This is a genomic window from Actinomadura sp. 6N118 (genome assembly GCF_044326415.1).
Lineage (GTDB): Bacteria > Actinomycetota > Actinomycetes > Streptosporangiales > Streptosporangiaceae > Spirillospora.
On sequence record NZ_JBIRAZ010000035.1, the window covers coordinates 59755 to 80941 of the forward strand.

The 21187-nt window shown below is 68.4% G+C and carries 19 protein-coding genes and 1 pseudogene; 9 read left to right on the forward strand and 11 right to left on the reverse strand.

Features of this window, described 5'->3' with window-relative positions:
- The first annotated feature begins 1 nt into the window (after position 1).
- On the forward strand, positions 2-535 hold the full coding sequence (locus tag ACH34W_RS50715) for a GNAT family N-acetyltransferase (RefSeq protein WP_395968475.1): 534 nt from the start codon (positions 2-4) through the stop codon (positions 533-535).
- 278 nt (positions 536-813) lie between these two features.
- Entirely contained in the window at positions 814-1410 is a 597-nt protein-coding gene (locus ACH34W_RS50720; protein ID WP_395968476.1) for an HD family hydrolase, read from the forward strand.
- Between the two features lie 547 nt (positions 1411-1957).
- Here ACH34W_RS50720 and ACH34W_RS50725 read toward each other — a convergent pair.
- Positions 1958-2692: a hypothetical protein gene (locus ACH34W_RS50725; RefSeq protein WP_395968477.1), complete on the reverse strand. Its 735-nt coding sequence runs from the start codon at positions 2690-2692 to the stop codon at positions 1958-1960.
- Between the two features lie 1168 nt (positions 2693-3860).
- Between ACH34W_RS50725 and ACH34W_RS50730 the strand changes: the two genes are divergently transcribed.
- Complete coding sequence (locus tag ACH34W_RS50730) at positions 3861-4709, forward strand: hypothetical protein (protein WP_395968478.1); 849 nt, start codon at positions 3861-3863, stop codon at positions 4707-4709.
- Positions 4710-4955: 246 nt separating this feature from the next.
- Here ACH34W_RS50730 and ACH34W_RS50735 read toward each other — a convergent pair whose 3' ends face one another.
- The gene (locus ACH34W_RS50735; protein ID WP_395968479.1) at positions 4956-5315 is read right to left on the reverse strand and encodes a hypothetical protein; all 360 of its coding nucleotides are present in this window, start codon (positions 5313-5315) and stop codon (positions 4956-4958) included.
- 92 nt (positions 5316-5407) lie between these two features.
- Here ACH34W_RS50735 and ACH34W_RS50740 point away from each other — a divergent pair, with 92 nt between their 5' ends.
- The 3 genes from ACH34W_RS50740 (at position 5408) to ACH34W_RS50750 (ending at position 8742) form a co-directional block, all read left to right on the forward strand.
- Positions 5408-5860, forward strand: coding sequence for a hypothetical protein (locus tag ACH34W_RS50740; RefSeq protein ID WP_395968480.1), 453 nt, complete (start codon positions 5408-5410; stop codon positions 5858-5860).
- Between the two features lie 227 nt (positions 5861-6087).
- Positions 6088-6684, forward strand: coding sequence for a recombinase family protein (locus ACH34W_RS50745; RefSeq protein ID WP_395968494.1), 597 nt, complete (start codon positions 6088-6090; stop codon positions 6682-6684).
- 150 nt (positions 6685-6834) lie between these two features.
- Positions 6835-8742, forward strand: a complete 1908-nt coding sequence (locus ACH34W_RS50750; RefSeq protein ID WP_395968481.1) for a pentapeptide repeat-containing protein — start codon at positions 6835-6837, stop codon at positions 8740-8742.
- A 406-nt stretch (positions 8743-9148) separates the two neighbouring features.
- Here the strand turns inward: ACH34W_RS50750 and ACH34W_RS50755 are convergent, their stop codons facing one another.
- The 3 genes from ACH34W_RS50755 to ACH34W_RS50765 form a co-directional block, all read right to left on the reverse strand.
- Positions 9149-9271, reverse strand: coding sequence for a hypothetical protein (locus tag ACH34W_RS50755; RefSeq protein WP_395968482.1), 123 nt, complete (start codon positions 9269-9271; stop codon positions 9149-9151).
- 203 nt (positions 9272-9474) lie between these two features.
- Positions 9475-9780: a hypothetical protein gene (locus tag ACH34W_RS50760; RefSeq protein ID WP_395968483.1), complete on the reverse strand. Its 306-nt coding sequence runs from the start codon at positions 9778-9780 to the stop codon at positions 9475-9477.
- Positions 9723-9998, reverse strand: coding sequence for a hypothetical protein (locus tag ACH34W_RS50765; protein WP_395968484.1), 276 nt, complete (start codon positions 9996-9998; stop codon positions 9723-9725). Before ACH34W_RS50765 ends, ACH34W_RS50760 begins: the two co-directional genes overlap by 58 nt.
- Positions 9999-10511: 513 nt before the next feature.
- Between ACH34W_RS50765 and ACH34W_RS50770 the strand changes: the two genes are divergently transcribed.
- The gene (locus ACH34W_RS50770) at positions 10512-11045 is read left to right on the forward strand and encodes a hypothetical protein (RefSeq protein ID WP_395968485.1); all 534 of its coding nucleotides are present in this window, start codon (positions 10512-10514) and stop codon (positions 11043-11045) included.
- Here ACH34W_RS50770 and ACH34W_RS50775 read toward each other — a convergent pair.
- Positions 11042-11407: a hypothetical protein gene (locus tag ACH34W_RS50775; RefSeq protein WP_395968486.1), complete on the reverse strand. Its 366-nt coding sequence runs from the start codon at positions 11405-11407 to the stop codon at positions 11042-11044. The genes ACH34W_RS50770 and ACH34W_RS50775 overlap by 4 nt on opposite strands.
- 357 nt (positions 11408-11764) lie before the next feature.
- A complete protein-coding gene (locus ACH34W_RS50780; RefSeq protein WP_395968487.1) occupies positions 11765-16033 on the reverse strand; it encodes an AAA family ATPase in 4269 nt (1422 codons plus the stop codon).
- Between the two features lie 501 nt (positions 16034-16534).
- Here ACH34W_RS50780 and ACH34W_RS50785 point away from each other — a divergent pair.
- Positions 16535-16705 carry a hypothetical protein gene (locus ACH34W_RS50785; protein ID WP_395968488.1) on the forward strand — a complete coding sequence of 57 codons (171 nt, stop codon included), beginning with the start codon at positions 16535-16537 and terminating at the stop codon, positions 16703-16705.
- A 374-nt stretch (positions 16706-17079) separates the two neighbouring features.
- Here the strand turns inward: ACH34W_RS50785 and ACH34W_RS50790 are convergent, their stop codons facing one another.
- Together ACH34W_RS50790 and ACH34W_RS50795 are read right to left on the reverse strand one after the other, a co-directional pair.
- Positions 17080-17559: a hypothetical protein gene (locus tag ACH34W_RS50790; RefSeq protein WP_395968495.1), complete on the reverse strand. Its 480-nt coding sequence runs from the start codon at positions 17557-17559 to the stop codon at positions 17080-17082.
- Positions 17560-17622: 63 nt separating this feature from the next.
- A pseudogene (locus ACH34W_RS50795) lies at positions 17623-17847 on the reverse strand (helix-turn-helix domain-containing protein); the annotation flags it as partial.
- Between the two features lie 1745 nt (positions 17848-19592).
- Between ACH34W_RS50795 and ACH34W_RS50800 the strand changes: the two are divergent.
- Positions 19593-19892, forward strand: coding sequence for a hypothetical protein (locus ACH34W_RS50800; RefSeq protein WP_395968489.1), 300 nt, complete (start codon positions 19593-19595; stop codon positions 19890-19892).
- Positions 19893-20194: 302 nt separating this feature from the next.
- On the opposite strand, the gene ACH34W_RS50805 is transcribed toward ACH34W_RS50800, so the two are convergent.
- Positions 20195-20329, reverse strand: coding sequence for a hypothetical protein (locus ACH34W_RS50805; RefSeq protein WP_395968490.1), 135 nt, complete (start codon positions 20327-20329; stop codon positions 20195-20197).
- A gap of 314 nt (positions 20330-20643) precedes the next feature.
- Positions 20644-21187 (reverse strand): hypothetical protein (locus ACH34W_RS50810; protein WP_395968491.1); only part of this gene is annotated, 544 nt, incomplete at its 5' end.

The following is a 21187-nucleotide window of genomic DNA, read 5'->3' on the forward strand; positions in this document are numbered from 1 at the left end:
CGTGAGAACCATCCGCCTCGCCACAGCCGGCGACCTCGGCGACGTCCTAGGCCTGCTGAACCAGGCCGCATCATGGCTGCACAGCCGAGGTCTCGACCAATGGCCGGACGGGTTCGGCCCCGAGCGGATCACCCCAATGATCGAACGTGGCGAGGTCTACATCGTTCGAGGTAACAGCGGCGCTGCACTGGCGACCGTCGCTGTCTCCACAACAGGGGACACCGATTTCTGGACTCCGGAAGAACTCGCCGAACCGTCCCTGTACGTGTCCAAACTCGCCACCACCCGGCTCCCCGCAGGTCAAGGCCTCGGCGAACTGTTGCTGCGCTGGACCGTCGACCTGGCGGCCAGCCAAGACGCTGTCTGGGCACGGCTCGACGTGTGGCGCACCAACCGCCAACTCCACGACTGGTACCGCCGGGCAGAGTGGACCCACGTCCGAACTGTCTCCCTTGCCCACCGCAGATCCGGAGCGCTGTTCCAGCGCCCTGCCAAGGTCGATCTGACGGCGCGATCTGCCTTCGTCAGCGTCTGAGCCGACGGCGAATGACAACGGCTCACCCGGGAGGCCGTCCAGGCCATTGAGGGCCAGCTAGTCAGTGCGAGATTGCATTGCCTTGGTATCAGGGTTTCGTCACCCGCTACGTGGCGGCGTGGAGGCGACGGATTCCCGATCGGCGATGCCGAGATACTGCCCCTCCGCCCCCGGGCGACCCAGAGCAGCCTCCAGCAGGTGCCGACCGGGCACGGGTGGCAGCCGTCTCATGCGGGAAAGCCTGTGTCGTAGAGGGCTGGCGGGCTGAGGGAGGACCTGTGGCGGGTGATCCGGGTCTGAGCAACCTGGTGTTGTTTCTGTTCGAGAGCGGTTACCTCAAGCGGGCCGTGCGGCAGGGCTGGCAGATCGCTGGCGTCGCCGAGGCCGAGAGCGTCGCCGAGCACTCGTTCCGCGCGGCCGTGATCGGGTACGCCGTGGCCGTCCTAGAGGGCGCCGACCCGGAGCGGACAGCAGTCCTGTGCCTGTTCCGCTACCTACCCGAGGCGCGGCTGACCTACGTGCCCAGCACCGAGAAGTTGCAGCTGGCCGAGGCCGTGATCGCTCATCAGGCCTCGGGGCTGCCCGTCGCGTTGCGGGACCGGCTGCGGTGGCTGATCGCCGAGATCGGGGATGGAGAGTCCCCGGAGGCGATGTGCGCCAGGGACGCTGACGCGCTGGAATGCCTCCTGCAAGCTCGCGAGTACGACGCGATCGGCGAACTGGACGCCCAGCCATGGATCGCCACGATGGTGGCGGCCGTGCAGACCAGCACGGGCAAGAACCTGGCAGCCGCGGCGTGCGAGACGCAGCCGGTCGACTGGTGGAACGCGATAGTGGCCAGCTACGGGCGGCCCGCTGGTCAGCCCGTCGAATGACGGTTAGCGGCCGAGGCTGGGCACCGGTTTCGGTGCCCGCCGCGAACCGCCTGGGCGTGGTCACGAAGAAACGTTGCGTCAAGCGGAGCTGCGCCCGAGCGTTCCGGGCGCTAGCCCGTGCAGCACCAAACGGGACAAAAGATTAGGTGTCGTGCTAGGTCGGACTTTGGGCGCTTTTTTTGAAGCGGCCAGGGCTCCGGCACCGGCCGAGAGGGAGCCCACAGCGAGCGCGGCGAGCCGCTGTTCTGCGGTCTCGGCGTAGCCAGCCAGGGTGGACAGCACCGCGACCCACACTGCGAGCAGCGCCGCGGCGGCGCGGTCCCGGTTCCCGTTCGGCACGGTCGGCTCCCTTCAGGCGGAATGCGTCCACGGTAGGACGTGCCGTCCCCGGCCACTGGTTCCCGACGAGGCGCGCACTGGCGCGCTCATGGCACATCGGTTGACGGCACCTCGAATCGCGCGAAACAGGGGGTAATCAGGCCCGGTAGGCAGCTGGGCCAGCTGTTTTTAGCGACGATGACGTCGGCGCGTCGCCGGAGCAGGGGCTCTAGTGCCGGTGTCCTGGGCCTCTGTGCAGGCCATGGCTGCGTGGGCCGCGTGCCGTGCGGGTTTGGGAGGGCGCGCAGATGGTGGAGGGGGTGGCTGGTGGCTGGGGGATGCCAGCGGGGGGTGGGGGCAGGTAGATCCATGCTCGGCCGCGGGTTTCTTTGGCGTTCACGCTGATGGGGGTGAAGGTGGCCGGGTCGATTAGGCCGGGGCCGTCGCGGACGACTTCCTGGTACAGGTAATCAGAGGTGATCAGGCCCACGTCGCTCTGGCTGGTTTCGAGGGCGGTCTTGAACGCAGGGGCGTCCAGGAGCCGGCACAGGTGCAAGATGGCGCGGCCGGCGACGCCGTAGTGGTCGGCTTTGACGAAGCCGGCGTGGATGCCGACGCGCAGGCGCAGTTGCGCGGTGGCTGCTGAGATCTGGTTGTAGTGACGCAGTGCTGCGCGCAGCTGGTGGATCCAGTGCCCCAGCAGAGGTTCGACACTGACGCTTGCGGGTGTGATCACCAGGACTGCGTCGCCTCGGTCCTCGCGGTGGCAGCTCTGCAGAGGAACGCCGATCTGGGCAAGAGAGTTGGTGACGATCCGGTAGAGCGCGTCGCGCAGGTAGGTGTGGAGCGCCGGGTCATGGCGGCCGAACCCGACGATATCGACGGCGAGCATCCCATGTTGCAGGACGCCGGAGGCGGACCAGATGGGGGCGGACCAGTTGGGGGCGGGGGGTGTCGGGGACATGGCGCACTACCTGTCTTGGTGATGGGTTCGACGTGGTCGTCGGCCCAGAAGTCCACGAGTTGGTCGCAGGACAGCTCGTGCAGGAGCAGACCGTCACTCAGCCGACGGCCGGTGATCAGCTTCCACGTGGCTGTCAGGACCACCCCGAGCATCACCTCGTCGGTGGACTGCGGGCCAGACATCAGGGGCTCGGGTCCGCCCGCGGTTTTCTGCCAGGGAGCAGTCCCGCCTCGCGGCACGCACCACATCGTGTGCCCATTGATCGCGGGCGCGGAGTATGCAGGAGTGATCGCCATGACGGGCAAATGTCTTTCTGGCTTGGACGAGCTAGTGCGGCTGGTGAGCACCTACGCCAGAAAGCATTGAGGGACCGAGACGGCCACCGGGCCGGATACTCCAAACTCGGACAAAGAGAATGGTCATCTGAACGAAGATGAACACTTCGCACCAGGCATTCGGCAGCGGCCCGGCCGCCACTGACCGGATTGTCCGAGTTTGTGTACGGCAGCGCCACTGTTGCGGAAAGTGAGTCGGTGACGACCGGGTGGGCTGAGGCGGCGGGCCCTCGCCGCCCTGCCGCCAACAGGTTCGTTGCGCCGAGGGGGGCCGCCGCCGCAGTCGGGCCGCCCGGTCGAAGGACCGCCCTTCCAGGGAGAAGCTGCGAAATGTGTCACCTGACACATGCTCCTCCCGGTCTGATTATTACTTGAAATTCCCACCTAACAGGGCTGAACGGAACTGGACGCCCGACCCGGAGGGTGAACAGCATCGGCACGGCCGACAACAGGACAGGTTAGAGGCGGTTTGAGGCGATTTGATACCGCTCAGTATTTGTCCTCTTTGCCATGCGCCGATGAGTCTGCTGAAATCTCCTCACGTTCGGGGATCACATAGGTCATCATTCGTGTTAGCCGCCCGAGGACCGCCAATCCGGGGCGGTGACACATTGATCAACCCATATCCGCCCGGTCGAGACTCAAGACCCCCTTCCCGGAAGAGAAGGCCGATGGCCAGTGACGTCCACTCTGCTTACCTGTTCCAAATCCAGTCCGCCGCTCAGCGGCCACCGGCGCTCCCGCTGACCTGTCCGGGGCATCCATGGGCGCCCCAGCCCGCCACTCCCGTCAGCTGAATCGGGCCGGCCATGGGAGCCAAGAAGTCAAACTTCATGCCGCGGTTCTGGCAGCGGCTGCGGTTCTGGCAGCGCAAGAGCCGCTCAGCCCCCACCAGAGCAAATCTGGAGCACCTTCTTGACGGGGCCTACGGTTCCGGCCAGGAGAGAGACAAGCTCAAACTGCTCATCCTGATCGTGTTGCTGGAGGGCGGCGGCCTCGAACAGCACCAGGTCATCGAACTGGCCGGCCGCCGCAACCTCAGCGTCGCCAAGGTCCAGAGGTTCCTGAGCGGAGACGTGGAGTTCGGGTTCCGCTGGGACGTGCTGGAAGCCCTGCTGCTGGAGGTTGGCGCTCACCCCGTCGCGGTCGAACTGGCCAAAGACCTGTTCGCCGAGTTTCCCCGTCGTGACTACCCCGAGCACCGCGTCTCCCACGCCCCAGATGAGCCGCCCCTGGCAGCAGTCCCGCGCGAAGCCCCACCTGGCCACACCGGCGGCGACGCACGGGATCTGGTCGACGCCACGGTTGGTGTCACCCGCCAACACGATGGTGAGGGCGGCGACGGCCGCACGCTGCGCCCTGATCCCCGCAACGCGCAGACGCCAGAGCAGTTCATCGCGGCGATGTTCCAGTACCGCCTCTTCAAGGGCGAGCGCTCGTTCCGCCAGATGGCGGCGGCCGTCGACCAGTACGCCCACACCACCTTCGCCGGCCTGAGAACCCGCACCACCCTGCCCAAACTGAAGCTGGCCTTGGCGTTCATCACCGGCAGCGGCGCCCAGCCCGACGAGCTGAAGGAATGGGAAGAGGCCTGGCAACGCATCGCGCTCGCCCAGGCCGCCCAAGGCGAAGAACCTCCAGCAAGCCAAGATCCGCAGGACCCTGGCCCCGCAGATACCTGACTGTCGACACAACACCAGCAGGGATAGCCCTTGGGTGCTGCACTCTCTGGAGGGCTGCATGGCGCGTGTGCCAGTTGTGGGCCTGGTGACCGTCAACCCGGCGCAGGCCTTGGGCGAGGTCGACGGGCCGGTGGATGCCCTGCTGTCGTGGCAGGTGGCGGGGGCGAATGCGGGACCCGACCGGAGGGTGTCGCCTCGGGTGGCCGAGCGGATCCTGTCGTCCATTCCGCCGGGCACGCGCCGGGTCTACGCCGCCGACTGGGGAGTGTTCACCGGCTGGTGCCTGTCGGCCGGGCGCACGCCGTTGCCGTGCACGCCCGAGACGCTCGCGGAGTTCATGTCCGAGCTGGCAGACCGAAGCCTGGCACCGGCCTCGCTGTCGCGGATGATGTCGGTGATCCGGGGCATCCATCGCCTCGGCGGGCACCCGCCGCCGCCGACCACCGCGGCGTTGGCGGTCATCAAGGCGTACCGCAACGAGCGCGCCGAGCAAGGCATCCCCAACACGGCGCGGCGCGCGGCCGCGCTGTCGGTGGCGCAGCTGCGGGTGATGATCGAGGCGTGCCCGGGCCCGGTCGGCGAGGCGCCGCGGCCGCCGGCGACCATCGCGCGGGACCGGCTGATCCTGCTGTTGGGGTGGGCGATGATGGCGCGCCGCGGCGAACTGGTCGCGCTCGACCTGGAGGACGTCGCCGACCTTGAGCACGGCCTGGACGTGCTGGTACGCCGCTCCAAAGACCGACCAGTCAGCGATCGGCCACCAGGTGGCGATCCCGTTCGGCCGCGACCCGGCCACCTGCCCGGTGCTGGCCTGGCGCACCTGGACCGGCATCCTCACCGCCGCCGGTCACACCACCGGCCCGGTGTTCCGCCGCATCCACAAGACCGGCGCCATCCAGCCCGGCGGCATCTCCGACACCGCGCTGTACCAGACCGTTCGCAAGATCGTCGAGCGGGCCGGTCTCGGCGACGCTGGGATCGCCCCGCACAGCCTGCGCGCGGGCGGCGCGACCGGCGCCTACCTCGGCGGCGCCGACCCGCTGCTCATCGGCCGTCACGGCCGCTGGCGCGACGGGTCGCGCAAGGTGCTGGGCTACGTCCGCGACATCGACCGCTGGACCCACAACCCGCTACTTGGCACCGGCCTCTGACCCTGTTCCGTGTCTTCAACAAACCATCGTTTATTGCAGATGATCATGCGCTCGGTCAGGGTGGGACGGCGCGCCGCTCGGAACCCTTCAAAAACTCGTTCAACAACCTGTCGGCGATCGCTACGTTCAACAACATCCGGATACCGTTTTTTGAGAGTCTGGACAGCATGACGAGCACGCGCCCGCCGCTGGAACTGCCCGACGACCCCCTGACCGCCTTCCCCTCGATGCTCAGCGAGATCCGCATCGGCTACGCCCGCGTCTCCACGCGCGGCCAGAAGCTGGAGCGCCAGATTGACGTCCTGGACCGGGCAGGGTGCCGGCGCATCTTCGCCGACAAGAAGTCCGGCAAGAACGCCGAGCGCCCCGAACTGGAGGCGTGCCACGCGTTCCTCAACCGCGGGGACACCTTGGTGGTCCCGGCGCTGGACCGCTACGGCCGTTCGCTGCAAGACCTGATCACGATGGTCGGCGACCTGCGCCGCCGCGAGATCGGCTTCACCTCGCTACACGAGAACCTCGACACCACCACCCCCGGCGGCCGCCTGGTCTTCCACGTCTTCGCCGCCCTCGCCGAGTTCATCCGCGAACTCATCGTCGCCGGCACCCGCGAAGGTCTGGCCGCCGCCAAGGCCCGCGGCCGCGTCGGCGGCCGCCCCACCGTGGTCAACGAGGACCTGCTACGCGCCGCCCGCGACATGCTGCCCAACCCCGAGCACTCGATCACCTCGATCGCCAGGCTGCTCGGCGTCTCGCCCGGCACCCTGTACAACCACATCCCCAACCTGCGCGAGCTACGCGCGCGCGACGGCACCAACCAGTGAACACCCCGGACGCGCGAGACCTCCAAACTGACGACCCGCTTCGGTCCGGTGACGTCCGGTATCGGCCGACGGGTGCGGGCCGTGCAGAGCTGGGCATACGTTCGGCGCAGAGCAAGGGGGATCTCTGGCGCGGCGGGGGTTCGTGTGTTGGTGGGTGTGCTGCAGCCGGTACGGCGGGGATGGGCGACGCTCGGCAAGCGGCGCGCGGCCAGGCAGCGGCAGGTGCGGCCACTCAAAGCAGGCATCTGGATATTGGCCGCCGCCGCGGCGGCGGCCGCGGCGATCTGGGTAACCACGGCGTGGCTGCTGGGCACCGCTAACGACGCCAAGGAAGGCACCGACCGGGCCAAGGTCCGCGTCGACGCCGTCCGCACCGGCCTGGCCGCCGGCGCCGGCGCGGCCGCCGTCGTGACGCTGAGCCTGGCGTTCCGCCGCCAGGCCCACCAGGAGTACGACACCGCCGAACGCCGCGTCACCGAGCTCTACAACGCCGCCGCCGAACAGCTCGGCTCCGACAAGGCCCCGGTCCGCCTCACCGCGCTGTACACCCTCGAACGGCTGGCCAACGACAACCCGGCCCACCGGCAGACCATCGTCAACATCATCTGCGCCTACCTGCGCATGCCCTACAGCCCGCCCAAGCACTCCACCGACCCGAGACAGGAGCACCACGCTGCGGTCCGCCGCTACCACACCGCCCGCGCCGCCACCCGCGCCGGGACCTGGCCCGCCGCTCTCCCTCAGCCCCCCGCCGAGACCGACCCGCACGAGGAACGCCAAGTCCGCCTCACCGCCCAGCGCATCCTGCACACCCACCTGCAACCCCAAACCACCGTCGCCTGGACCGGGCTGCACCTCGACCTCACCGGCGCCACCCTCATCGACTTCACTCTCGCCCAGTGCACACTGGCCAGCGCCGTCTTCAGCGGGGCGACCTTCTCCGGGGACACCGTCTTCAGCGGGGCGACCTTCTCCTGGAACGCCGACTTCATCGAGGCGACCTTCTCCGAGGTCGCCGTCTTCAGCGGGGCGACCTTCTCCTGGAACGCCGACTTCATCGAGGCGACCTTCTCCGGGGACGCCGTCTTCAGGGGGGCGACCTTCTCCGAGGCCGCCGACTTCAGGGGGGCGACCTTCTCCGAGGCCGCCGTCTTCAGCGGGGCGACCTTCTCCGGGGACGCCGTCTTCAGGGGGGCGACCTTCTCCTGGAACGCCGTCTTCAGCGGGGCGACCTTCTCCTGGAACGCCGTCTTCATCGAGGCGGCCTTCTCCGAGGCCGCCGACTTCAGCGGGGCGGCCTTCTCCGGGAAGGCCGTCTTCAGCGGGGCGACCTTCTCCAGGGCCGCCGGCTTCAGCGGGGCGACCTTCTCCGAGGTCGCCCTCTTCATCGAGGCGACCTTCTCCAGGGACGCCGACTTCAGCGAGGCGACCTTCTCCGATGCCGCCGGCTTCAGTGAGGCGACCTTCTCCGGGAACGCCGGCTTCAGCGGGGCGACCTTCTCCGAGGGCGTCGTCTTCAGCGGGGCGGCCTTCTCCGAGGTCGCCGTCTTCAGCGGGGCGACCTTCTCCAGGGACGCCCTCTTCATCGAGGCGACCTTCTCCGAGATCGCCATCCTCAGCGGGGCGACCTTCTCCGGGAAGGCCGTCTTCAGCAGGGCGACCTTCTCCGATGCCGCCGACTTCAGCGGGGCGACCTTCTCCGAGGTCGCCGTCTTCAGCGGGGCGACCTTCTCCAGGAACGTCGTCTTCAGCGAGGCGACCTTCTCCGGGGACGCCAACTTCAGCGGGGCGACCTTCTCCGAGGCCGACTTCAGCGGGGCGACCTTCTCCGGGAACGCCGTCTTCAGTGAGGTGACCTTCTCCAGGCGCGCCGTCTTCAGCGGGGCGACCTTCTCCAGGAACGCCAACTTCAGCGGGGCGACCTTCAAGCGAGGTGTTGAGCTGGAGGATGCCGCGGTGGCCATTGCAGATGCTGGGCACGTCTTGCCGGCGGAGTGGCGGATCGAGCCAGCCGCCGACGGCGGCGGCCGCATCGTCGCCGAAGCATCCCCCGCCTGACCCCTCATGGGGAACCACAAGATCGTCGGACCGTTGTCCAGTTGCTAACTGACGACAAATGCGCCCCCGCTTGCCGGAAGTTGGACACCTGTCCAGGCACTTCCTGTAAGCGTCCCTGACGTGAAAATGCGGGATTTTGGTCTGTCCGTTTTGGTTCAGCCCAGATGCTCGAAAAACGCACGACATGCACTAAAAGGCGTCAAAGGTGATGTGACTCAAGTCACATCAGTGCCCGGGTTGGGCAGGTCAAAGGACTTGCGCAGGGCGCAACGCTTTCAGCGTGACCTGCGGAAACATGGTCATTGAATGTATGGTTAGCGGCGTACGGGCGTCGCCTGCCAGGCAACGCCCCACAGACACACGTCGGCCCCCCCAAGTGCATTTTGGGGGGGCCTTCGTGTGCCAGTCAGACGCCGTAGCGGCGTAGGACGGCGGTCACGACCGCGCCGATGGCTCCGGCGGCCGCGGCCTGCCAGACCCACACGCACCGCAACCGGGCGCTGATCCAGCGCAGGACCTTCACAAGCATCGTGATCTCCTCATCTTCCCGGCCGTCCGGCCGGGAATTCCTCGGCCGGATCGGGGGCGGAGATCTCGCCTGTTCGTGTCCTGGGAAAGACCGTACCGGAACCTGAGGCGCTGTGACCGTGGTGGGCGAGTCGATACATATTGGTCTCTCGCTCGTCCTCCAGGACGGTACTTGCACCTGTCCGGACAGGTGTCCGCTCCCCTCTATCCGGGGTTGGTGATCTGGGCGAGCCGGTTGGTGAGCTGCTGAGCCATGCGGACGGCCAGCGTCAGGGACGGGCGCGCGTCCTCGCCGGTCCGCTCTGCCCGGCGCGCGGTGGCGTGGTAGGCGACGACGGCGGAGGCGAGGGCAACCGCGTCGCGGGCGGTCGCCAGCACGGGATCGTCAGGCTGCTGCTCGTCCGGGCCGGCGGCTCGGGTCAGGTCGGCCAGCAGTTGGCTGGTGCGGGTGGTCAGCAGTAGCGGGCCTGGATCGATCGGCGCGGCGGCCGCCACCACCTCATCGCGCACTGACCCGAACGCCTCCCGGAGCGGCTCGACGTCAGGCCCTGCTTCCCGGCTTCGATCTCCGCACCGATCAGGTGCGCCTCGGCGGCCCCAAGCAGGGCGTGCGCCCACATCACCGCGGCGGCTTCGGCACCCGGAACCGGGTCCGGCTTCCACTCGATGCCGAGCACGTCGAGCGCCTCGGCCAGCTGCGCGACATGCCGCTGGGCGCGATCATCCATCTGGCCCTCCCCCCGCACGACGCGACGGTGGAGATGTACCCGAAAACCAGAGCCACCGTGTCGACGGACCGGGACTTGTGGATCAAGTGTGGCTCGCGCGCCGGCGAGGAACACATCGCGCCCCAGCAAGATCAATGTCGGCGGCGTCCGGGGCTGACGAACAGCGCTCGGCTTGCTGGCGGTCCCTGCGGTCAGCCGGTCGCGCCTGACCGGTGCCCGCTGCCCGGTGAGGCAGGCTCACCGGGCAGCGGGTCCGCGAGTGCTGAGTCGTCGCAGTTGTGGCCGGTGACCGGGGGTTAGAGGCTCAGTCCGGGCTGCGGCAGATGCCTTGGTCGTAGCCCGGGGTGACGGGGGGCCGCGTCGGCGTCGGCCAGTCTGCTGGGCACGGCGGTGGGCTTGCTGGATGCGTTGGTCGTTTTTCGGTGGAGGCGTTTGGTACGTGCGTCACGGCTCAGCGGCACGTGCGGACCTGGAGCGGCGTCTAACGGGTGACGCGAAATTGGGAGGTCTTTGATGGCCGCTGCCGATCAAATCTTCACCCTCAGCGGCGTTGCTCTGGGAGCGATCGCTTCGTATCTGGTCGGCTCGCTGGGCGAACGTGCCCGGTTCCGCCGGGAACTGGCAAAAGGATGGGGAGACCGCAAGCTAGACGCCTATGCCGGCTACATCCGGGACGTCAAGCAAGTGCACATGCTCGCCCAGCGAATCACAGCGGCACGGGGCGTCCATGATCGAAACATTCCTCTATCTCCCGAAGAGGGTCTGCCGCTGATCGCCGAAGCCAGCGTTCGGCGGTCATTGTCCAGTGAGCAGGTAACCCTGCTGGCGAGTGCAGAGACCCTTGCAACGCTCAGACGGGTGAACGAGGAGGCAAGGATCTTGATGCAGTTCGCCCGCGGAGTCAGCAGCAGCGCCGAAGACTTTCATCAGGCGATCCGATCGTTCACCCAAGCGCTCGACGACTTCCACACCTGTGCCCGTTCCGAACTTGGCGTCCCTGGCACTCACCTTGTACGCGACAACCCGGCGGCACTCCCATTCCCTTAAGAGTCGGGCGCACGCGTTACTCGGACGCTTGCTTCGACGGCCTCGCGCCACGTGTAGCTGCCGTGGTGCTGAATGAAGATCTCTGGGCCCGACCCCACGGCCTCTTCCCATTCGGTCCACTCGGTGCGGAAGTCGTCGGGGCGCCGCAGCCACTCGACGGGCACCCCCGGAAAGTTCGCATACAAACTCTCGCCGCTGGGGAGGCGGAGCCTGAGCGCGATATTGGTGCCGTTCTCAGCATCAGGCTCGCGCTCTGCCCTGGTCACCGTCACCCCGCATTCCGCCAACTCAGTGAGATAGGCCATGACGAGTTGGTCCTCGATGTCCGGAGGCTCCGCGGGCTGCCAGATCTTCACGGTCATGATTGCTTCGACTTACACCGTGATCATCCGGTTCCGGGGCGCGGTCCCGCGAAACCAAGGCGTACGTCACGTTGTTCACGTACGCCGATGATGTGACGTACAACGGCCCGGTCCACTGGTGGCCCCGGCGGCCGGCCGGGTCGGGCCTCGCCGGGACCGGGCGCCGTCCCCCCGAGCGGAGCGAGCGGGTTGACGGTGCCGGTGCCCGGTGAGGCAGGCTGACTGGCCGCCAGCGCCTGGTCATCGTGTGGTCATCGGCAAGGTCCGTGGCCGCGGTCGAGTCCGGGGCGATACGGCCGGTGCGTGGCGGCCTGCTGAGCGGTGGTGGCCTGCGTTGGGGCTTGGACCATTCCCTCGTCAGCGGCCGTAGCTGGGGCCGCCGTGTTCCGGTCCGTACCTGTGGCGATGGTGGTAGCCGGGGTCGTATTCGTGTTGTTCGGTTGGTCCTCGCCGGGCCTGTTGCTGCCGAGCGGCGCGTTGGGCTTGTTGTTGCTGGATGTGGTGGCGGTGGCGTTCGGTGCTTTCGCTGGTGTGGCGTTGATCGGGGAGGTTGGAGCGGGTGGCCATCTCCTCGATAAGAGCAAGCACGCGGGGGTTGAGGTGCCCGGCGGCGGCCGCCGCGGCGGTGGCGGTGTCGACCTGGGCGGTGGCGTCGGCGACGTCGTCGCGAATGGCGGTTGCGGCCAGGTCGTCCCAGCTGGTGCGGGTCCGGTGCAGGTCGGCCATGACCCGGGTGGCGTTGTTGCTGTCCCGGCCGGGGTGGCTGCGGGGTTGGGTGTCGTCGGGGTGGCGGCCGCGGTGGTGAGCGTCGGCGGCGCGGGCTCGTAGCCGCTCGATCTCCTCTGTCCAGCGGCCCATCCGCTCGGCAAGGGTGTCGGCCGCGGTGGTGAGCTGGCGGCGGGTCCGTTGCCCGGGGGCGGCGGTGATCAGGCGCTTGATCAGCGGCTGCGCGCGCAGCTCGTACAGCCTGAGTTGCTGGTTGTGGTCGGCTCGTTGTTCGTCCTGCAGGGCGTTGATCTGGGCGTCGAGGTGGCGGGCCTGTTGACCGGCCTCGGCGGCGTGCTGCAGGGCCTGGAGCCGCTGGGTGAGGCGTCGCCGGCGCGGGCCGTGTCCGGTCTGGGCGGCGCGCAGCGCCGTCCAGGCGTCGATGACGGCGTTGTCGGCGTGTTCCTGGCGCCGCTGTTGCCGCCGGAGGGCGGTGTCGATGGCGGCGGTGAGCTGGTCAGCAGGGACGTGCCCGTAGGGGCGCTGGGTCCAGGGCGGTACCCGGTCGGCCCGCCGATCCCACCGACCGCTGTCGTGTGACGCCTCACCAGGGGAGGGGACGGGCTGCGCCTGGGGAAGCCTCTGGCGGCCGGCGCCGGCGGGCCGGGCGGCCTGGGCACTGGGCCAGCGCTCGGCGGGCTGGTACTGGACGGTCTGGACCTGGGTGAGGTCAGGCTCGGGTCCGGGCGGTGGCGGCTGCGCTTCGGCCAGTGGCCGGGGTTCCATGCCCAGGTCGGTGATGACCAGGGTGTCGGGCCCGCCGGACAGGGTGTCGCGGTAGGCGTGCAGGGTGCGGGCGAGCGCGTCGTCGGCATCCGCCGGGTCGCCGAAGGTGGCGGCGTGGGCAGGGGTTTCGACGGCCAGCCGCGGCAGGTACAGGTGGGCGGGTTCGCGCGAGCGCGCCATCGCTGAGTAGAGCGAGTTGGGGTCCAAATTCAGGCCGTAGATGAGCGCGATGTTGCAGGTGACGCCTTGGGCGGACGCGACGGTCATCGCGGTGCCGTGGGTCAGGCCACCGGCGCGGATGTAGCCGGCGGTCAGCCATTGGCGTTCGTCGGTGGTGGCGCCGCCGGGCAGCAGGCGCCGCCATTCGACCTGGACGGCGCCGTCGCCACCGATCGCGGTGATGCGGCCGCGGTAGCCGTTGAGGACGTCGACGGCATCGCGGGGCGGGTTCTTGCGGCGGGTGCGGTAGTCGTTCTGGCGGACGCGGACGTGGTCGCCGACCGCCAGCGCGATGGTGGTGCCGTCGTCGCGCCGGTAGAGGTGGTCGTCGCCGACGATCTCACCGCGGCCGCGGCGGTGGGCGCGGGCGAGCTGGTTGAGCCGGTCGACGTCGACGTTGCTGCCCGCCAGGATCAGCACCCGGTTCAGCTCTTCGTGGACGTCCATGTACGCGGCGCCGGGCCCGGCGTACAGCGCGGCCCGCGCTTGCGCCCAGTGGTCGATGAGGGTGTCCATGGTGTCGGCGGGCAGCTGCCCGTCGTGGACCATCCCGGCCCGCGCCCACACCCACAGCGCCTCATCCACCTGGCCGTCGCGCCACAACCGCAGGCCGCGCCGGTGCTCGGCGTCGCGCTGGCGCCGGTTCTCATACAACGTCAGCCCGCCGACCTGGCGGTGGATCCCGGCGAACAGGCCACCGACACCGACCGCCCGCAGCTGCAGCGGGTCGCCGATGCCGATCACCTTCGTCCCGCCGGGATTTTCCGGCGAGGGCCGGGCGGCATCCAGGAGCGCGGCGAGCTGCCGGTCGTCGACCATCGCGCCCTCATCGATGACCAGCACGTCAACGTCGGCCAGGCCCTCACCGTCGGGGCCGCCGCCCTCGATGCGCCGCAACCAGGTGGCGATGGTGGCCGAGGGGATGCCGGTCTCGGCCTGCAGCCCGGCGGCCGCCACCGCGGCGGTGGCGGCGCCGCACACACGTAGCCCTTGGCCGGTGTAGGCGGCGCGGACGACGCTCATCAGGGTGGTCTTGCCGGAGCCGGCGACACCGATGACGGCGTCGACGGCGTGCCCGCCGGTCATCAGCCGCATCGCCACCTGCCGTTGTTCTGCCGACAGTTCGAACCCTCGCGACCGGGCGAACGCCGCCAGCGCCGCCTCGGCGGCGGGCCCGGGGATGACGGCGGTGGCGGCGTCAAAACCATCTCGGGCGGCGGTGATGCCGGAGATCTCGGCGGCCACGATGTCTGCGGTGGTGTAGCGGACGTTGTGGGTGCGGAACGCCGGGCCGGGCGGCAGCTTGACCACCGGGCAGTCCGGGTGCGCCAGCACCCCGTCCACGAGCTTTTCGACGTGGGCGTAGTCGCGCACGCCCGACGGTGAGGCGTCGCACACGCCGGCGACCAGGTCGACCGGCCCGATCCGCTTGCGGTAGGCGGTCAGCCCCGACTCCGGATCGAACAACCTGGCGCCCAGATCGGCGGCGGACAGGTCCTGGCCGACGCTGGCGCCGCCCGCCAACGCGGCCGCCACGATGGCGTCCGGATCCAGCCCTGCCGCCGCCAGCTCGGCACGCCACACCGGCTCCAACGCGTGCGGCTCCTGGCGGTTGTTGTCGACGCTGGTTCCGGCACTTCCGGTCGAGTCTCCAGGCGAACTGGCGGTCGAATTGGCGGCCTGATTGGCGGCGGGTCCGGGTTTGGCCTCGCGGGTCTTGGCGGCGGCGAGTTTGCGCTGCGCGCTGGTCGCGGCGGCCGGATCAACGCCGTCGTGAAGGAGCTGGTTCTCGACCTGCGCGGCGCGTTTGGACAGCACGGCGCGGGCCCGCTGGTCGACGGAGGTCAGCTCCCACGCGCCGGTCTGCGGGTCGCGTTCGTGCACCAGGCCGTACCGGTCGATGAGCCGGTGCCGCATGCGTGCCTGGGCGAACGCGCCGAACGCGCGCACGCCCTGGTGCAGCTCCATGCCGCCGTTGCCGGGCGCGAACCAGCCGTGCGGCTCGCAGTGCACCAGGTTGGCGATGTTGACGTGCGCGTGCAGGTGCGGGTCGGGCACGGCGCCCTCCACCGGGCGGGCCACGCCGTGCCACATCACCCACCCGGAAAATCCCGACGACTCCACCCGCGTCGCCGACCGGCCCCGGCCGTGCGTGCCGGTCATGCCGTAGGAGGCCCACGCCTCGGCCAGCGCCGTGGTCTCCACCACGGTGGCCACCCACTCGTCCTCGATGCCATCGGCCAGATCCTTGCCGCCGATCCCGTACAGGACGCTGGTGGACTTGGGCACATCCAGCGCCAGCTCGTAGCCGCGGTTGCCGACCCGCACCCGCGCGTCGACGAACGCCATCGCCGCCGCGAGCTCGTCCGGGTCGAACACCCCGTCCAGGCCGACGCCGGTCGCCGTGGCGATGGCGGCCAGGTCCCCGGCCGGCACCCGGTGCGCGTCGCCCTCGCGGTGCACCCCGCGCACCATCCGCGCGATCCGCGCCGCCGCCTTCCTGCTGGCGGGCAGCTCGCTGACCGGCACGCCGCGTTCCTCAGCCGCCGTCCGCAGCGCCTCCACGTACGGCGCCGCCCGCAGCCGGCTGCCGGGGTGCGCGGCCATCTTCGGCTGCAGCAGCACCTCGCCCGTGCGCGGGTCCACCCCGTCCATGATCGCCCGCGCGGTGTCCTTGTCGGCCGCCGACACCAGATCACTGCCCGGCTCGATTCCGAACTCGGCCAGCCCCGACCCGATCCACATCAGCGCGCGCTCGCCCCGATCGGCCATCCGGTACGCCAGCACCGCATCGTCGGGTTCGGCCGCCTCGCCCAGACCGTCCCCCACCACCTCCGCCAGGCCGCATCCCGCGTGCTCGGCCAGCCGGTACTCCACCTGCCCGGCCGCCGGGCCCAGCTTGACGATCCACGCCACCTACCGACCACCCGTTCCCGTCACCCGCACCGTCCACCGGCCGGACCCGCAGTCCCCTCGCTGACCTGGGCTGGTATCACCCGCAGGGTGATACATGGGTACAAACGATTGATCTTGTGGTGCTTTGATCATGCGTTTGGTGTTCGTCGTCAGTCATGTGTCTGGTGTTCGTCATCGTTCAAGAATTGAACTTGGTGTGTGTGCTGTCTGTAAGCGTTGATGGTCGGGCTCTTGTGCGGATCGCGCGTCTGGCCGCGCTCCGGCTGACCTTGGTAGGCGTCCGGCCAGAGCCGCGCGGAAGCCACTCGCCCGGAGTTTGTCTACGTCTTCGTCTTCGTCTACGCGCACGTCACCCCCAACGCGCGCAGGCGCGTGAGGTGGACGTAGACGTAGACAAACCACCAACAGATGCCGCGCCGCCAATGCCGGTCAGAGTGGCATTGGCCGATCCGCCCAACAGCACAGGCCAGCGATGCCGTCCAACGGCGCGAAGGTGGCCCGATGTTCAATCAATCTGGGGGACGTCGGGGCCGAGTGGGTTTCGTCGCGGCGCCCGCCGTCCACCTGGGCGGCGACGCAATCCCGCTCGTCGTCGAGATCGGCGGGATTCTCGTCGCCGTCGACGAACTGCACTGGCGGGCGACGGAACACCGCGCGAGTGTGGTTAGTTAGCCCCGATAAAGGCGCCGGACTGCCGTCTCACACCCCGATCCGGGCGCCCACTCAGGCGGCCAACGCGGCTAACTCACCTAACTTCTCCCAGTTCAGACCCCCAGTTAGGGGCGCTGAGGCAACGAGTTAGAAATCTAACTCGATCACCGCCGTCTAACTCACCTCCTGCTATGAGGCCAGGCGCCGGTGACCTTGGAAGCATGACCGCGCTGACCGGCCAGCATGGCGGACAGCACGGCGGGCAGCCCAGTCCCAACGGTCGAACGGCGGGAGGCTGACGAACGGTTCGTCAGCCTCCCGCCGGCGCGGGCCGACTCCCGGCCATGATCAACACGCTGATCGTTGCTCATTCAGGCTCGGGCGAATCGAAGGCATCACTCTCGGATCCAAAACAGGCTGGCCAGGACGAGCGCAACGAGGACTGCGATGGCCGCCACGTCCGCAGGCGCCACCGCGGTCCATCTCCACCACTTGGGCCAAAACCCTGGCCGAGGGAGAGGGGGAAGCGGGTTTTGTCGGGCCTGGATCTGGAAGTACGCCTGCTTCCACAGCAGGATGTCCTCCCCTTTGTGGTCGGTGTGCCTCAGGAAGGTCTCAACCAGGTTCCAGGAGGGAAGCTTTGGGCCGCGGAACAACCTGGCCACGGTGCTGTGGGAATACATCATCTGGGCCCCCAGGTCCCGCAAGCTGAGGCCCGTGCCCTCCTTGATCTTCAACAGGTCGGACTGGAATTCTGCGAGGGTGATTTGGTCGGAGACTGCCCCCTCAGAGGCGGCTCCCGGATACGTCTCCGAGGGGGCAGCCTCCGGAGCTGCAATCTCAGGTGCAGTCTCCGATGACGCGGCCTTCGGCATGGGCGCATCGTGGACAGCGTGACTTTCCGGAGCGAAGCTTGCCCAGTACGCGCGCAACTGCCTTGGATCCTGGCCGCAGGCTCTGAGATAGCCGCTGGTTACATGCCAGGTCGGGAAGTCAACGCCTTTGGCGGCCCGGGAAAGGGCCGCCGCAGACACTCCGCAGTTCCGTTCCATGTCACGGTATGTGGGCTTGCCGCCGGGAGTCTGCTCGCGAAGGTCCCGCAATTTCTGAGCGAGTTCGGCATACGGACTCGCCAGATCGATCGGCTTCTCTGGGCGCCCCATGGCACGCGGTGGCTATCGAGATACAAGAGACCTGCGAGGACAGGCGCCACGATGCCGTTCGATCTCGGAGACCGCCGCACCAACACCCACCAAGAGGGCGGCGGTCTCCTGCGGGGTGAAACCCAGGGCCAGCAGCACAATGACGATGATCACTACCGTGACCACTGCCCGCCTCGTCGGCGAGGGATTCAGACACCAGGAATGAAACCGGTGAAACCGGCCACGAATCCTGCGGGCTTGACCCTTTCTCAACTGCGCATCGCGCATCGAACACCTTCTTCGCCTTTTTGGTCCGGTCGAGACTCCACCCCCCAGAAAATGAGAAACTCGGATGTCGCAGTTGCCGCCGCGACATCCGCTTCCGGGGGATGGCTGGCGCCATCATCGCCCTCCTCCCAGGGCTCCGTCCAGAGGTAGTGAGCCTTCACGATCGGAGGCAGACCGAGCCAGTGGACAATTCACCCACTCCCACGTTATTTCAGTACTGTCATATGGCATGCACAACAACGATCATCAACGCGTCTGGTTGTTGCAGCGCCGTAATCAATAATTGGGTTGTTTAGAGCAACGGAGCAGGTCGGCGAGCGATTCGCCGCAACCAGGTGTTCGCAACATGTACGCTGCCCGTACGCCTACCGTTGAAATACGCACGCCGCCAGGGCCACTATCGTCCCCAGTAAGCGAATACGCCGCCAACCTCAGTCACGATTTGGTTACGGCCATTCGCTTGGAGCGCTTCGCCAACGGTCCGGTCGAGCACTCCATTGGAGTTGGGAGGGAGGGAAGCCCTGTTGCCGCAGGCATCCCCCTCCCGGCTCCACAAGAACGATCTTGATGACGTGAGCCATTTGCTCATAATTTCAGGACAGCTGGGCGAGAATGTCCCGGTTTAGTCGTTTCTAGGGCGCCGTCTTTGTCGCGCGGTCCGCGAGTCGTATGCGGTCCGCGCGGCCTGTACGGCGCTGAGCGGCCCGTGGCGGATACAGCGGTTCGATGGCGAGACGTCCTCCGGCTGGGATCGGCAGCCACGGCGCCTGAGCGAGTTTCCAGGTGCCGTCCAGCCAGACCAGGATCCGGCAAGGGAGGCACGAGGGGAAAGACGAAGACAAGCGCGGTGGTCGGCGCCGGGCATACCGGACGGGTCTAGGTCACGTCGTCCCAGTCCTGCCCGGGCCGCGCCTGCCGGGCCCGCGGCGGATGGTCAAGCAGTTGGTCATACGGCGTGACCGTGGGCGGCGAGCGATCGGAGGTGAGTTAGGTCGCCGGCCAGGCCCATTCGCTGCCGTTCCAGGCATCCGCAGGTGTTCCGCGAGTAGACCTAACTCGGCTAACTGATCTAACTCTCCGCAGGTCACACCAGGTGCTAGGCGGGATCGATGGCAAGTTAGAAAACTAACTCCGCGCCGCTGGCCTAACTCACCCCGCCACCGCCGACCGCTCGCTGTACTCGCGTCCGGTAAGCCGGCTAGCCACCGCGCCAATGACGCCAGCCTGCGGTCCGTCGACGTGCGGTACGGCGTGAGCGTCGCCTCGTCCATGCCATCGACCCTGACGGCCCACCAGCTCACGATGGAAGGCGAACGGCATTCTGTGGATAACCCCGGGTGACCGCGCCGACGGGCGTTCCGCTTCGGAAGCGGAACAGACCTGGCTCCCAGCGCAAACGCCGCGCGCCTAGACTTTAGGACGATCAAAGCCTGGCGGCTCTTCCCCGTCGCCGACGCGAGAAGGGGAAGGGCCAGCGCGTGGGCAGGCACGTCATCACCCGATGGGCGAGGACTCTGGGCAGTCCCGACAAGCGTCCCGAACGGATCGAGGGCCATGACGGCCTGGAGTGGTTCGTGGAGGAGGTCGCCGAGCGGTGGCGGCACCCGGACTACATCGAGCACCACAAGGTCCCCCATGGCACCGTCGCCGAGGCGTACCGGCTCCGGGTGACGGGCCCGGCGCCGGGCCGACCGGCACAGCGCGCCGAACAGTGGGTGTGGCTGTGGCAGTACGGCACCGGGGCAGGCTGGTGGATGGGTCTGGACGACCCGCGCTGACTCGCTGTCCGGCCCGAGGGATCGGGGCGTCGCGGGCCAGCGAACAGCGCCCTCGCGCCTCCAGTATGCAGATCCTGCGAAGTACTATGCACATTTTCAGTTATGGTTCTGACCTGGGAAAACAACTGTCATGTAGCCTGCGTTCAACATGAGTTCGCGGAATCTCGGGCTATCGTGTGGCCGTCGCCGTTACGCGTAACGTGCCACGCCGGTCCGACTACGCAACCTCGTAGTAGACGGGCACGAAAGAGCCCCCTACCTGCCCGGTCAAGGCATTACCTGGTAGGGGGCTCTTCGGTCCCTTAGAAGGGGCCGAACGGTCCGCCGTGCCGGACCCACTGGAACCCGGTCCAGATCGCGGTCTTGAGAACCTCAAGTGCGATCCGAATCCGCCAGTAGCCCGATCCGCCGTCCCGCTTCGTCTGGGGCTCGCCCATCGGACGATCCTCCCTCCCCGGCCACCTTTGAGGGGCGGGCCGGGTGCCCCGCGCCGGACCGTCCGACGCCCGCACCCGTACGGTCCAGAGGAGAGGACATCGGCACGTTACATGAGCGTCTAGACAAACGTCGCGAGCTCTGAGCGCAGTGGAACCATCCAAGCCCCGGTCACCTGCGAATTCGTCTTGCCTCGTGGATAACGACCGGGATGTAATTCCGGACAGGTGTCCAGCTTTCGGTAAGGCCCGGTTACCGCAACCCAGAACCGGACACCCCGCGGCCCCTGCGGGCCAGCAGGGGGGCCGGTTGGTGGTCAGGTGACCGGCACGCCCGATACCGGATCCCGCTCGGTGCCACCGCGGACCCGGTACCGGCCGCCGCCTAGCGGCTCCGAACGGAGGTAGACGCGCTCACGCCACCCGGCCGGCCACACGGTGCGCTCGTCCCACACCACCCCGGCCAGCACGTCGGCCAGCACCGCCAGGTCGCTCACCCGCAGGGCCGACAGGTCCGCTCCGGACGCGTCGACCGGGATCGCGTCCACGGCCTCGGAAAGGAGCTGCGCCGCCCAGATGGCCAGGGCTAGGGCGAGGTCGAGGTCGAGGACACGGGCGAGGGTGCGGTCGAGGTGGGCGCTGGCGCGATCGAGGTCGCGATTGAGGTCGCGATCAGGGACGCGATCAAGGACGCGATCGAGGTCGAGGGCGAGACCAAGGACGCGGTCGCGGGCGTGATCGAGGTCGAGGGCGAGGTCGCGGACACGGGCGTGGTCGGGGGTGGGGCGGACGAGGGGGTTGAGGTCGCGGGAGCGGGCGCAGTCGAGGGCGCGGGCGAGGGTGCGGGCGAGGGTGCGGGCG